At 67.4% G+C, this 12,798-nt stretch carries 9 protein-coding genes; 4 read left to right on the forward strand and 5 right to left on the reverse strand.

Features of this window, described 5'->3' with window-relative positions; translation table 11 throughout:
* Window positions 1-124: 124 nt before the first annotated feature.
* From JQX13_RS32615 to JQX13_RS55605, 4 genes are read right to left on the reverse strand one after another with little or no spacing between them, the layout of a single operon-like run.
* The gene (locus tag JQX13_RS32615) at window positions 125-1,030 is read right to left on the reverse strand and encodes a DUF3396 domain-containing protein (RefSeq protein ID WP_203403377.1); all 906 of its coding nucleotides are present in this window, start codon (window positions 1,028-1,030) and stop codon (window positions 125-127) included.
* Window positions 1,027-1,833: a hypothetical protein gene (locus JQX13_RS32620; protein ID WP_239013995.1), complete on the reverse strand. Its 807-nt coding sequence runs from the start codon at window positions 1,831-1,833 to the stop codon at window positions 1,027-1,029. The genes JQX13_RS32615 and JQX13_RS32620 overlap by 4 nt, the downstream gene beginning before the upstream one ends.
* A gap of 8 nt (window positions 1,834-1,841) precedes the next feature.
* Window positions 1,842-4,097 (reverse strand): fused MFS/spermidine synthase, encoded by a 2,256-nt coding sequence (locus tag JQX13_RS32625; RefSeq protein WP_203403378.1) that lies wholly within the window; start codon window positions 4,095-4,097, stop codon window positions 1,842-1,844.
* Window positions 4,094-6,907 carry a fused MFS/spermidine synthase gene (locus tag JQX13_RS55605; protein WP_203403379.1) on the reverse strand — a complete coding sequence of 938 codons (2,814 nt, stop codon included), beginning with the start codon at window positions 6,905-6,907 and terminating at the stop codon, window positions 4,094-4,096. Before JQX13_RS55605 ends, JQX13_RS32625 begins: the two co-directional genes overlap by 4 nt.
* A gap of 312 nt (window positions 6,908-7,219) precedes the next feature.
* Between JQX13_RS55605 and JQX13_RS32635 the strand changes: the two genes are divergently transcribed.
* On the forward strand, window positions 7,220-7,906 hold the full coding sequence (locus JQX13_RS32635) for an acetoacetate decarboxylase family protein (RefSeq protein WP_203403380.1): 687 nt from the start codon (window positions 7,220-7,222) through the stop codon (window positions 7,904-7,906).
* A gap of 24 nt (window positions 7,907-7,930) precedes the next feature.
* Window positions 7,931-8,776: an SDR family NAD(P)-dependent oxidoreductase gene (locus JQX13_RS32640; protein ID WP_203403381.1), complete on the forward strand. Its 846-nt coding sequence runs from the start codon at window positions 7,931-7,933 to the stop codon at window positions 8,774-8,776.
* Between the two features lie 52 nt (window positions 8,777-8,828).
* On the opposite strand, the gene pheA is transcribed toward JQX13_RS32640, so the two are convergent.
* A complete protein-coding gene (gene pheA / locus JQX13_RS32645) occupies window positions 8,829-10,052 on the reverse strand; it encodes a chorismate mutase (RefSeq protein ID WP_203403382.1) in 1,224 nt (407 codons plus the stop codon).
* A 91-nt stretch (window positions 10,053-10,143) separates the two neighbouring features.
* Between pheA and JQX13_RS32650 the strand changes: the two genes are divergently transcribed.
* Together JQX13_RS32650 and JQX13_RS32655 are read left to right on the forward strand one after the other, a co-directional pair.
* On the forward strand, window positions 10,144-11,568 hold the full coding sequence (locus JQX13_RS32650) for an MATE family efflux transporter (protein WP_203403383.1): 1,425 nt from the start codon (window positions 10,144-10,146) through the stop codon (window positions 11,566-11,568).
* Window positions 11,569-11,655: 87 nt separating this feature from the next.
* Window positions 11,656-12,756, forward strand: a complete 1,101-nt coding sequence (locus JQX13_RS32655; RefSeq protein WP_203403384.1) for an NADH:flavin oxidoreductase — start codon at window positions 11,656-11,658, stop codon at window positions 12,754-12,756.
* The last annotated feature ends 42 nt before the right edge of the window (window positions 12,757-12,798 follow it).

The raw sequence follows: 12,798 nt of genomic DNA on the forward strand, positions 1-12,798 counted from the left end.
CCACTGTCATGTTTCTCAACCAGGATGAAAGCGCACGGGCTCTGCTGACTTGACGCCTGCCTCCTCCTCGGACAACCACGCATTCGCCTTCTACGTGAGGCCGCTTCGTCCAGGGCCTCCGAGCTCAATCGAGGAAGCGACGCTCCCAGCGGCGTGTGTCCTCGGAGATTTCGATGGAGGGCCGGGGGGGCTCCTCCCGATAGAGCCAGGGCTCCAGGACGCGGGCCAGCTCCCGATACGCTGGCAGCATCTGACCCTGCTCGGTGTCGCCCGCCTCGGGCCATGGGCCGAGGGTGACCACGGCACGCTCTCCGTCCAACTCCTGCACGGTGGTTCCCGGTGAGGACAGCCGGGCCCGCAGCGCCGCGGCGCCTCCCAGTTCGCCCAATACGGGTTGCCCCAGGAAGGTCAGCCAGGCGGGTCCACGCAACCGGGAGCCGAGCCTGAGCGAGAGATGCATCAACTCTGGAATGTCCATGCCTGGATAGCGGATGCCGTACCTACGGAGCTTTCGCTCTACTCCCACCAGGTGGATATCACCGTGAAAGGAGAGACCCGCATGGCCAGAGCAGAAGGGGAGGGATGTTGCCAGCTCCAGGGCTAGCTCGCGGAGTCGTCCTGGCCCGTGCTCTTCCAGGTACTCGGTAGGCAACCAGAAGCCTAGCGCGCAAACCTCCCCTGGGTTTCCTGGCTTGAGGGGAGCATCAGGGTTTTTACCCCAATACTCGAACCGGTACCGTTGATCGCCTTCCCAGCCCGACAGAGCGACGTGAGTCCGTTGTTGTTCGAGTAGCTCGTGCCGTGTCAGCTCCCAACCCGCCGCATCGAGATTTCGCCACTCTCCTTCTTCATCCAAATACTGGAGAAGCGTCTGTCTTCCCACGATATTCAGGAACACATCGAGTGATTGCATCACCGCCTGCGCGATCTCCACATGGGGACGCTTCGTGTAGAAGCACAGACTCAGCCCTTCGCGGATGAGATAGCCGAGTCGTTCGTAGTCGCGAATCCTCGGATAATGCTCGCTCATGGAAGGATTCCCCATCGAGGGCTGATGCGTACGGGTTTTACCTCCAGGGCCAACTCGTACATCTCACCCTGGTTGCAGCCATGATGGGGGGATGTCTCGGAGTACTTCCGCCAGGGTGCGGACTCCTTGCCGTTGTTCACGCAGGGAAACTTGAAGTCATAGACGGCCTGGACATCGAGCGGATCGCCTGAGTGGAGGACGACATCGGGCCGGAGGGTGCCTCGCAACTCGTCGCCACATCCACGAGCGAGCAGGTCCTTTACCTCCTCGCAGCTCACGTAGGTTGTCTCCCCCGTTTGATGGTCGTAGCGGTAGCACGGATCCAGGCTGAAGCCTCCGTTTCGCAGTCTGCTCAAGACCGCCCTGGTGCAATCGAGCGCCACCTGGTGCATCTCCGTCCCCAGGCGCATGGCCCAGGTCACGCGCCTGCCCTTGGCGTCCACCGTCTCCCTCCTGCATTCGGCGTCCGAGGGACTCGGGCCTTTGAACTCCGTAGGGTAACGCAGGAGTACCTCCGAGCGCGCCAGGTCGGCGCATCGCTCCAACTCCTCTTCGATGTTCTCCCGTACCTCCGGTTGCAACACCCTCAGCACCGCGGCTCCCGAACTCACCGCCGTACCCACCGTCTGCACGGGTCCCTTGGCGATCTCCTTCCCCGCCAGGGTGGCGCAGTACCTGGGGTTCCGCAGGCAGGCACCCGTCAGCGAGTCGCGAGCATAACGCCCGGGGGAGCCGTGATCCGGAGTACTCGCACAAGCTCCAAGCAACAGGCCACCCACGATGGCCAGCCACGGTCGAGGCACGAGCGCCCTCAGTTGTTGGAATGGAAGAGGCCCAACTTGCCGGGCAGCCGCCGGAACTCCAGGGAGGGCATGTCGTCGCTGTTGCGGAACTCCGGAGCGCGCGCGGCCAGCTCCTGGAGCCGCTCGTCACCCACGGCGATCAACTTCTCGAAGCCGGCGAGCCCGTCCTTCAGCCCGATGGGCCCCAGCAGCGCCCGGCCCTCGTCGTACTGCCGCAGGAACACCTCGCGCTGGTGCGGTTGCAGCGGCTCCATCGAGGCGATGATCGTGAGCCCGTCACCGTACGCCGGAATGGCCTTCACGTGAGGGAACACCTCGTGGATGCCGTGGTACAGCGACGCGACGTCGGGCCCGAAGATGTGCTGCGTCATCACGCCCCCCGGCCGCAGGCGAGCGCGCGTCAGCTCGTAGAACTCGCGGCTGAAGAAGCTCGACGCACCCGGCAGGTACGGGTCCGACAGGTTGATGGAGATGATGTCGTAGCGCTCGGGCGTGGTGGCCAGGAAGTGCCGCCCGTCGGTGACGTGCACCTGGATGCGTGGGTTGTCGAAGTAACGGTGATTGCCCGGGCTGAACAGCCGGGCGTGCTCGACGAGCGCCGGGACGATCTCCACCGCGTCGATGGAGCGCACCTCGGCCACGCGCGAGAACGCGCCCGCGGTGATGCCGTAGCCGGAGCCGATGTTGAGCACCTTCTCCAGCCGGGGCGCGTAGAGGGCCGGGAAGTACGCCTGCGACTCCTGCACGTACTGGGTGGTGGGGTCGCCGTACAGGTAGACGAGGTCCGTGCGGTTGTTGAGCACTCGCAGCCGGCCCTCGCCCATGCTCACCACGCTGAAGATGCCGTGCGCGTCCTCGCTGCGCACCACCGCTCGTTCCGGGTCCACCACGGGGGGCACCTCGGTGCTGCGCGGGAGGATGACGGCCAGGAAGCCCAGGCCCGCCGCCGCGGCCAGCGCATGGTCCGCCGGCCTCAAGTGCTGGCGGAAGGCGTACACCAGCCCTCCGAGCGTCAACACCAGCAGCGCCGAATTGAAGGCGATGAGGCCATTGGAGCCGAGCAGGTTGATGAGCACGTAGCCGCTGGCGAGCGAACCCACGAGGCTGGCCAGGGTGTTGACGCCATAGACGAGCCCCACCCAGCTCGCCGGGTTGTCGGCACGGGAGGGCCGGGCGGCGAGTGTCAGCGGGAAGAGCAACCCGAGCGCCGTGGCCGGGAACACCACCATGACGAGGATGAAGAGGACGACCAGGCCCGGGTGGGTCGCCTGGAGGGCGTGGCGCTCCAGCAGGAACGCGACCGCGAAGGAGATGAGGGTGAGGGCGCACGATTTGAGGAGGATGCGCCACACCGGATTCGGGCCGCGGAGCAGGGCGCCGCTCATGCGTGCCGCCTGGCCCATGAAGAGGAGGATGAGCGCCAGCGTGATGCTCGTCACGTAGACGCGGTTGCCGAAGCACAGCGAGAGGAAGCGCGTCCAGGTGATCTCACACGACAGGGCGATGAAGCCCGAGAAGACCGCGAGCGACAACAGCAACGGGCGGCCGAGGAGCTGGCCCTCCGCGGGAACCGTGGCCTCCACGGTGCCGCCAGAGAGCTCTTCCCCGGCTCCGGCCGTGACGGGCGGGAATGCGCGGCTGGCCAGCAGGGCGGCGCAGAAGATGAGACCATTCACCGCGGCGGCCACCGTGCCAGCCCGGATGCATCCCAGGTAATAGATGAGGACGAAGCTGGCGATGACGCTGCCCGTGGCGCCGCCGATGGTGTTGATGCCATAGAGAGCCGACACCTGCCGGCGGTCCGCGACGAGCTGGCTCACCAGCGGCAGCGTCATGCCCATGAGCGTGGTGGGCACGGTGATGAGCGCGGCGCAGAGCGAGAATTGCGTGAGGAGCAACTTCAGCAGTGGCGCCGTGGGGGAACTGGACAGCGACAGGTAGAAGTCCTGGTGCGTGAAGAGCGTCCAGGTGACGAGCAGGGCGCTGAGGCCCACCAACGCTTCCACGCTGCCGTAGGCCGCGAGCGGATGCTCGGCCAGCCAACGGCCGCGCTTCAGCAGCCGGGACATCAGGAAGCTGCCGAGCGCCAGTCCGAGCATGAACACGGTGATGACGCACGACATCGAATAGATGGTGCTGCCAAGGATGATGCCGAACCCACGCAGCCAGATGATCTGGAACACGAGGGACGTCATCCCCGTGCAGAACAGGAGCGCGCAGAGGAAGCGGAAATGGGGGCGGCTGAGCGTCGTCGGGGCCGTCATGGCATCTCTCGGGTGAGCCGGGAGTAGGGGGAGAGCACACGCAGCCGCGCGAGGTACTTCCGGGCCTCGTCCGAGTCCCCCCGCTGGAGGGCCAGACGCGCGAGTGCTTCGACCGAGGAAACATCCGTGGGGTTATGGCGGACCGCGTCCTCGAGCAACGCGCGCAGCCGCTCGGGCGCAAGCGGCGGCTCCACCCGGGTGGCCAGACCCAGCACCTGCGCCGTCCACACGGAGGCGGCGGGGTGCGCCGGGTACACCTCGAGCGCCCGGCGGAAGTCGGCCGTCAGGGACGCCGCGTTCTCCAGCACTTCCGCCGGAGGCCGGGCACCGAACCGGTCGAGCGTCGCCACGCCCTTCAGGAAGAGCAGATCCGCCTCGTGGATGCGCTGGACGCCCGCGCGCAGAGACTCCAGCGCCTCCTGGTTTCCGGGGCCCGCGCGCAGGTGCTCGAAGATGAAGCCCGGATCATGACCGACGAGCCGCTCGACGGTGGAGGCGATCTCCGCGGGAGGATCCTGCGGGAGGAAGTCCAGCACCGGGCTCATGTCGCGGTTGACGAGCGGTATCCGCGAGGCGATGTCCGCCAGCCGCTCGGGCCCGGCCCGGAAGCTGGCGAAGAAGAGCGCGGGGTCGCCCCAGCCGAAGCCCTCCAGGTCCGCTCGCGCCACCCGCTCGAACTTCTCCTTCCACGCCTCCCAGTCGATGCGCGCCTCGTCGCGGAAGCCGATGAGGAACGCCTCCTGCGTGTTGTGCCCCAGCGGCAGCCACAGCAGGCTCTGGGGGAAGACCTCGTGGAACGTCTTCAGGATGACGAGCGCCTTGGTGGTACCGGCGTTGAGCGGCAACCACGCGAGCACCACGCCCCCGGGCCGCAGGTGCCGGCGCGCCTCGCGGAAGTGCTCCTCCGTGTAGAGCCGCAGACTCCCCTCGCTCGCGAGGATCATCGAGTCCGACATGATGACGTCGTACTGGTCCGGGCTCATCTTCAGGAAGTGCCGGCCGTCCATCACGTCCACGCGCACGTTGGGGCGGCGGCTGACCTTCTCGTTGAGGGCTCCGAAGTACTCCTCGGCCATGGGGATCATGTGCTCGTCGAGCTCGGCGAGGTGCAGCAGCTCGGGCTCGTAGAGGTGGAGGGTGCGCGGGAGCTCGCCCACGCCGTAGCCGATCTCCAGCACGCGGCGCGGCGAGGAGTGCACGAGCATGGGCAGGTGGGCCTGCAACCTCTGCGTCTGGCGGCGCGCGGGGACCGTCTCACCGGACTGGAAGGGACCGCCCATGAGGACCCGCTCGCCATGCGCGTCCTCGGCCACCAGCAACGGCTGCAGACTGCTCTCGGCCTGGGCGATGATGTGGAAGCCCGGCCGGAGACCCGCGCGCTCGTAGAAGCGCGTGAGCCAGTCCGCGCTGAACCAGCCCGCGAGCGCCACCACCGCGAGCCCCACGCCCACCGCCACCGGGCGCGTGCGTACCGGCCGGAGCTCCAGGCCCGCCACACCCGCGGCGATGAGGAGGTTGAGCCCCGCGGTGAGCAGGAGCGTGTTCGCCGTGCCCACCCAGGGAATGAGGACGAAGCCCGTGAGGAACGAGCCCAGCACCGAACCGAGCGTGTTGGCCGAGTAGAGGTTTCCGACGGTCCTTCCGAGCAGCCGCAGGGAGCCGGCGTACAGCTTGCCGGCCAGCGGGAAGAGGCCGCCCAGCAAGAAGGTGATTCCGAACAGGATGACGAAGGCGGTGGCGATGGAGAGGGGCCGGCTGCCGAGGCCGCTGATCAACGAGAGTACGGGGAGGCTGGTGAGTCCGATCAACCCGAGGAGGAGCTCGAAGCGGACGAACAGGCCGAGATCACTCAGGCCCCGGGGCCGCCACTGACTGAACGCGAGGCTGCCGAGGCTGATGCCCAGCAGATACACGGAGAGGACACAGGCGAAGGTGGTCAGCTTCCCCAGCAGGAGGAAGTCGAGGGTGCGGAACCAGATGACCTCATAGGCGAGCGCGCAGAACCCGGAGAGCGCGAAGGCGGGCAGGAGCACACGAGCCGAAATCCCCCCCTCTCCTCCCTCTCCCTCCGGGAGAGGGTCGGGGTGAGGGTCTGGTGCCTCCGTGTGTCGCGCCCGTGCCTCCCGCCGGGCCAGCACCAGGGCGGAGATTCCCGTGACGCAGTTCAACACGAGCGCGACGTGGTAGCTGACCTCGTACCCGAGCACCCAGACCAGGCCGAGCATGAGGATGGCGCCGGCGGAGGAGCCCAGGGAGTTGAGCGCATACAACCGTCCGAGCGCGGCCTTCACGCCTTCGGCGCGGGCCACGGCGTGCCGGACGAGCGCGGGCAGGGTGCCACCGATGAGGGTGGCGGGGATGGAGATGAAGACGAAGGCGATGAGGAAGACGAGCCACTTGACGGTGGCATGGGGCGCCCAGGAGTACAGGGCCGCGTAGAGCGACTCGATGTGCTGGAACGCGTAGAAGGCGACGAGCCCGCTGAGGGCGACACCGAGCTCCAGCAGGCCGTAGAGCACCAGGGGCCGGCGGGCGCGGCCGTCCACGAGCCCGCCGAAGACGTACGAGCCCACGCCCATGCCGAACATGAAGGCCGTGATGACGGCGCTCACGCTCTGCGTGGTTCCGCCCAGCAGGAACGTGAAGATGCGCGTCCAGAGGACCTCGAAGAGGATTCCCGAAAGACCCGAAAGGAAGAACAGGCGCAACACCCAGGGTTTGATACCGGGCCCGGGGGCGGGGGCGGAGCCGCTCCGCGGGATGAGGGGGGGATCGAGCGGACGAAGTACCGCGGCCGGGGTCTGTCTCATCGGTCGTGGCCGCGAGGATGCCACACCCGGAGCGTAACGTCGCCTGATTGACGGAAGACCGGGACCTTCGCGGGAGGACCCGCTCCGACGGCCCCCTCGGACCCGACCCCATGGGTTCGACGGGGCGCTCCATCCCGTCAGTACGTGTTTACCGCGTCCTTGCAAAAATCGGGTCAGAAACAGGTAGTAAAAGGAAATCAGGAGGTCTTGGACATCCGCTCACTTCCTGGGATGCTTGCTTCCCTGCTGGCCGTTCTAGGGGGGCCGCAACATCGAGATCTCCCGGGCATACCCAATCAAGGAGAAGAACGTATGAGCGCGGAATCAATGAAGACCGCTGCCGAGGAGCAGTCCTATCCGCCGACGCCGTGGCCCCTGGTGGGCCAGATGTACAGTTCCATCTGGTTGGTCCCCGCGGACCGCTGCTCGTTCGCGGTGGTGCACCCCGAGCTGACCCCCATCAAGGTGGCGGGGCGCGTGGTCGTCATGATGGGGTTCGTGGACTACCAGCAGGGCAGCATGATGACCTACCGCGAGCTCTTCGCGAACGTGATGGTCCGCCACACCTCGGGGCTGTCCGGCTCGAAGGTGGATCAGATCTGGGTGGACGAGCCCCGTTCGCTGAGGGGAGGGCGGGAGCTGTGGGGCATCCCCAAGCAGCTGGCGCGCTTCGAGTTCAACCACCAGGCGCCGGGCGGAGGCTTCTCCGGCAAGGCGTGGGATGAGAAGGGGACGCTGCTGCTCGAGGCCCACTATGGCTCGGGACTGGGCCTTCCGACGCGGACGAAGGTGGCCGTCCCGACCGTGCAGCCGCTCCACGGGCAGGTGACCACCACGGACGCGAGCGTGGACTGCGAGTTGCGCCTGGTGAAGGCGGCCTGCACCGTCCCGGAGAGCAGCCCGCTGGCCGCGTTGGGCGTTGCCAACAGGCGTCCTCTCATGAGCATTTGGATGAAGGACTTGCGGACCGAGCTGGGGGCCGCGAAGCCGGTGCGCTGAGCCAGGCCCCCGGAGGAGTGACTCATGGCGAAGGAATTCTTGAAGGATCATGTGTGCACGGTGACGGGCGGGGCCCAGGGCATTGGCTGGGCCACGGCGCGGGAGCTCGCCGAGGCGGGTGGCACCGTGTACGTGTGTGACATCTCCGAGGCGAACCTGGAGACGGCGCGGGCCCAGGCGGCGCAGCTCCCCTGGCCGGAGCGCTTCCACTTCGCGCGCTGTGACGTCTCCAACCGGGAGCAGCTGGAGGGGTGGCTGGCGGGCATCCAGAAGGAGGCGGGCCGCATCGACGTCCTCATCAACAACGCCGCCTTCGTGCGGTGGGCGGATGTGAGCGACATGCCGGTGGAGGAGGTGGAGAAGACGATGCAGGTGGGCTTCAACGCCATCGTCTACGCCACCAAGGCGGTGCTGCCCTCCATGCTGGCGAACAAGCGGGGCCACATCGTCAACATGGGCTCCTCGGCCGGGCGCGTCTTCGTGGGCGGCTCGTCCGCGGCGTACACGGCGGTGAAGGCCGCGGTCGACGGCTACACGCAGACGATGCAGCTGGAGCTGCGCGGGACGCCCGTGCACGCCATGCTGGTGCGTCCCGGGACGGTGGCGGGCACGGACTTCTTCCGCAAGCACGTGCCGTCCTCGCGCATGCCGCGCATGGCGGACTTCGTCCCGCCGGTCTCCCCCGAGGAGGTGGCCGAGGCCATCGTGCAGGGCCTCGCCCGCCGCTCGGCCATCATCGACGTGCCTCGCTCGCTCGGGATGATCTACGTCATGTTCCAGCACGCCCCGGGCGTCTTGCGCTGGCTCACGCGCATGGGCGGGCATGCCCAGAGTGACTTCGGCAAGGCGCCGAAGCAGCGGGCTTCCTGAGCCTCATCCACCGGGGCCGGCTCGTGAGGGCCGGCCCACGGTGCCCCGCGGCTCAGAGGATGCGGCGCGAGCGCGGGTAGCTGCCGAGGATGAAGAGCTCCCGGCAGTGGGTCCGCACCTTCTCGATGGCGGCGGCCATGGCCGGATCCTCCCGGTGGCCGAGCGCGTCGATGAAGAACGTGTAGTTCCACCGCTCGCGCCCCTGGGGCCGCTTGTCGATATGCGAGAGGTTGATGCCCGCGTCCTGGAAGATGCCGAGCACCGTGGCCAGTGCGCCAGGCTTGTCCTCGGTGGTGAACATGATGGACGTCTTGTCATCACCGGTGGGCCGGGCCTGCTGCCGGGCGATGATGACGAAGCGGGTGATGATGTTCGGGTCGTCCTCGATGCGCGGGAAGAGGACGTTGAGCCCGTAGATGCGCCCGGCGAGCGCGGTGCCGATGGCGGCCGATCCGGGCTCGGCACCGATCTCCAGCGCCTTGCGGCACTCATCGGCGGCGATCTGCGCGGCGCGTGCGCTGCTGGCCGAGGGCATGAGCTCGACGCCGGGGTACTGGGTGCTCAACCAGTTGCGGCACTGCTGGAAGACCTCCGGCTTGGAGTGGATGCGCCGCACCTGGCGGGGCTTGCAGTTGGCGAGCAGGGCGTGGTGGATGGCGATCTGCACCTCGCCGTAGATGGAGATCTGGTGGGCGTTGGCCTTGAAGGCATCGAGCGTCTCCATGATGCCGCCGCCGAGCGAGTTCTCGATGGGCACGAGCCCGTAGTTGACGTGCCCCCGGCGCACCTCGGTGAAGACGCCGACGATCTCGTGCAGGTCCTCGTAATCCACGGAGGAGCCGAACTGCTTGACGGCGGCGTCGTTCGACTGGGAGCCGGGCGGGCCGACGAAGCCGATGCGCAGCGGCTGCTCGAGCGCGAAGGAGCCGCTCATCAGCTCGCGGTAGATGCCCTCCAGGCTGCGTTCGCTCAGCGGCCCCTGGTTGGACGCCAGGACCTTGCGGAGCACCTCGGCTTCCCGGTGTGGCGCGTAGATGGGCGTCCCATCCGCGCGCTTGGTCTTGCCGACCTCGACGACGAGGCTCGCCCGCTCGTTGAGGAGCCGGACCAGACGTTGATCCACCGCATCGATCTTCCGGCGGAGCTCCTGGAGCCGGGCCGAGGCATCTCCGGGGCCCGCGGGCCCTCGTGGCGCGTTCGCTGGAGGCACGGGCTCCGCGGCGCGGGGTCTCCGAGCGGAGGGGCTGCTCTTCTTTCCGGTCTTCCTGGTTGCCATCGGTCTCCACCATACAAGGGGGCCTCGCTCCTCTCCACGCTGGAGTTCCCGCTGGAGGGCAGGGGGCGCTGCGGGTAGAAGCACCACGCCCATGAAACCCTCCTTTGGACGCGACCTCACGACCGGCAGCATCCCCAAGCACATGGTCGCCTTCTCCATCCCGATGCTCATCGGGAGCTTCCTCCAGACGGCCTACAGCTTCGTCAACGCCATCTGGGTGGGACAGTTCCTGGGCATCGAGGCGCTCGCGGCCGTGACGGTGAGCTTCCCCGTCGTGTTCGTCCTGTTCGCGATCGGCATGGGGCTCACCCTGGCGACGAACATCCTCGTGTCGCAGAACTTCGGCGCCCGGCGGATGGACGAGCTGAGGAAGGTCGTCGACAGCTCGACCGTGCTGACCTACTCCCTGGGCATCGTCCTCACCATCCTGGGGGAGATCTTCGCGCCGGCCATCCTCCGCGCCATGGACACGCCTCCGGAGGTGCTCGCCGAGTCCATCGGCTATCTGCGGATCTTCCTGCTCTCGTTGCCCTTCAGCTTCGGCATCTTCCTGCTTCGCAGCATGCTCCAGGGCGTGGGCGACTCGAAGACGCCGCTCTACTTCCAGTTCGGCTCGGTCCTCTTCACCACGATCCTGGATCCGATCCTGATCTTCGGTTGGATGGGGCTCCCGAAGCTCGGCTTGAACGGCACGGCCTGGGCCACGCTGATCTCCCAGGCCGTGGCGCTCGTCATCCTGATCACCTACCTTCGCGCGAAGAAGGTCCCTGTCGCGCCGGCCTGGCCACGCTTCAATCATCTGGGGCCGATCACCTGGACGACCTTGCGGATCGGGGTTCCCTCGGCCTTCCAGCAGTCGCTCGTGTCGATCGGAATGGTCATGGTGACCGGCATCGTCAATGGTTTTGGCGAGGTCGCGACGGCCGCCTTCGGCGCGGCCTCCCGCATCGATCAGATCGCCTTCCTGCCGGCCATGACCTTCGGCATGTCCATCTCGACGCTGGCCGGACAGAACCTCGGGGCGGGTCACCACGACCGTGTCCGCGAGATCTTCAAGTGGGGCTGCTTGTTCAGCGGAGGCATCACGCTGATCATCTCGGGCGTGGCGGTGGCGTTCCCCGAGGCGCTCCTGCGGATCTTCGTCTCGGATCCCGCGGTCATCGGCCCTGGGATCTCGTACCTGCACATCGTCGGGGCCTGCTACGTCCTCTTCGCCCTCATCTTCGTCAGCAACGGAATCATCAATGGCGCGGGCAACACGCTGATGACGACCGTGTTCTCGCTGATCAGCCTCTGGGTGGTGCGTGTCCCGGTGGCCTATTGGCTCTCCAAGCGGATGGGCAGTGTGACAGGGGTCTGGTATGCGATTGCCCTGAGCTTCGCCGTGTCACTCGTCGTCAGCATGGGCTACTACTTCTCGGGCCATTGGCAGCGCTCGCTCAAGAGGCGGTCTCCAGCGGGCCCGGCGACGCCGAACCCGGGCGAGATGTTCGGCCACGAAACGGGAGAAGCCTAGGCGGCCCGGTGGTTTCTGGCTGGCGAGCGACGGCGAGCTGGTTAATTAGACGGCCTCGAACCCAGTTGAGTCGGGAGATCCCCCCCCTTGGCCGCAGACGCCCTGTTCCGTCCCTTCACCCACAAGTCACTGAAACTGAAGAACCGCATCGTCATGGCGCCCATGACGCGCTCCTTCTCCCCCGGGGGAGTGCCGACGCCCGAGGTCGCCGCCTACTACCGCCGCCGGGCCGAGGCCGACGTGGGTCTCATCCTCTCGGAAGGCACGGTGGTCGCGCGCCCATCGGCCAAGAATGATCCCAATGTGCCCGACTTCCATGGCGAGCAGGCGCTGGCCGGTTGGAAGCGCGTCATCGACGAGGTGCACGCCGCGGGCGGGGTGATGGCGCCGCAGCTCTGGCACGTGGGCTCGGCGCGCAACCCCCTGACCACCTGGGTCGCGCCGCCTCCTGTGGACAGTCCCTCCGGCTTCTCCTCGCCCGGCAAGAAGTTCACCGAGCCCATGACGGAGGAGGCCATCGCGGACACCATCGCGGCCTTTGGCCGGGCGGCGGCGGATGCTCGACGGCTCGGCTTCGACGCGGTCGAGCTTCACGGTGCCCACGGTTATCTCATCGACCAGTTCTTCTGGGAGGGAACGAACCAGCGGACCGACGCCTTCGGAGGCGCCACCCTCGCCGAGCGCTCCCGCTTCGCCGCCGAGGTGGTGAAGTCGGTCCGCGCCGCCGTGGGCCCCGAGATGGCCGTCATCCTGCGCCTGTCCCAGTGGAAGCAGCAGGACTTCAAGGTGCGGCTCGCGTCGACGCCCAAGGAGATGGAGGCCTGGCTCACGCCGCTCGTCGAGGCCGGGACGGACATCCTGCACTGCTCGCAGCGCCGCTTCTGGGAGCCCGAGTTCGAGGGCTCCGAGCTCAACTTCGCGGGCTGGGCCAAGAAGCTCACCGGCAAGCCCACCATCACGGTGGGCTCGGTGGGACTGACGGGCGAGTTCATCGCGTCCTTCGGCGGTGAGAGCTCCAAGCCCGCGTCGCTCGACAACCTGTTGCACCGTCTGGAGCGGGAGGAGTTCGACCTCGTGGCGGTGGGCCGTGCGCTCCTCGCGGATGCGCAGTGGGCCCGGAAGGTGCGCGAGGGCCGCAACCATGAACTGTACGACTTCAAGAAGGAGGCACTCGCCTCGCTCGCCTAGTTTTCCAGCGGGAGCGAGCCCCGTTTCTCCTAGATTGCGCCG

It is taken from the genome of Archangium violaceum (assembly GCF_016859125.1).
GTDB lineage: Bacteria > Myxococcota > Myxococcia > Myxococcales > Myxococcaceae > Archangium > Archangium violaceum_A.

Coding starts and splice junctions, on each gene's coding strand:
- JQX13_RS32615 (WP_203403377.1), bottom strand. CDS start 1,030: ATGAGCGAGCATTATCCGAGGATTCGCGACTACGAACGACTCGGCTAT.
- JQX13_RS32625 (WP_203403378.1), bottom strand. CDS start 4,097: ATGACGGCCCCGACGACGCTCAGCCGCCCCCATTTCCGCTTCCTCTGC.
- JQX13_RS55605 (WP_203403379.1), bottom strand. CDS start 6,907: ATGAGACAGACCCCGGCCGCGGTACTTCGTCCGCTCGATCCCCCCCTC.
- JQX13_RS32635 (WP_203403380.1), top strand. CDS start 7,220: ATGAGCGCGGAATCAATGAAGACCGCTGCCGAGGAGCAGTCCTATCCG.
- JQX13_RS32640 (WP_203403381.1), top strand. CDS start 7,931: ATGGCGAAGGAATTCTTGAAGGATCATGTGTGCACGGTGACGGGCGGG.
- pheA (WP_203403382.1), bottom strand. CDS start 10,052: ATGGCAACCAGGAAGACCGGAAAGAAGAGCAGCCCCTCCGCTCGGAGA.
- JQX13_RS32650 (WP_203403383.1), top strand. CDS start 10,144: ATGAAACCCTCCTTTGGACGCGACCTCACGACCGGCAGCATCCCCAAG.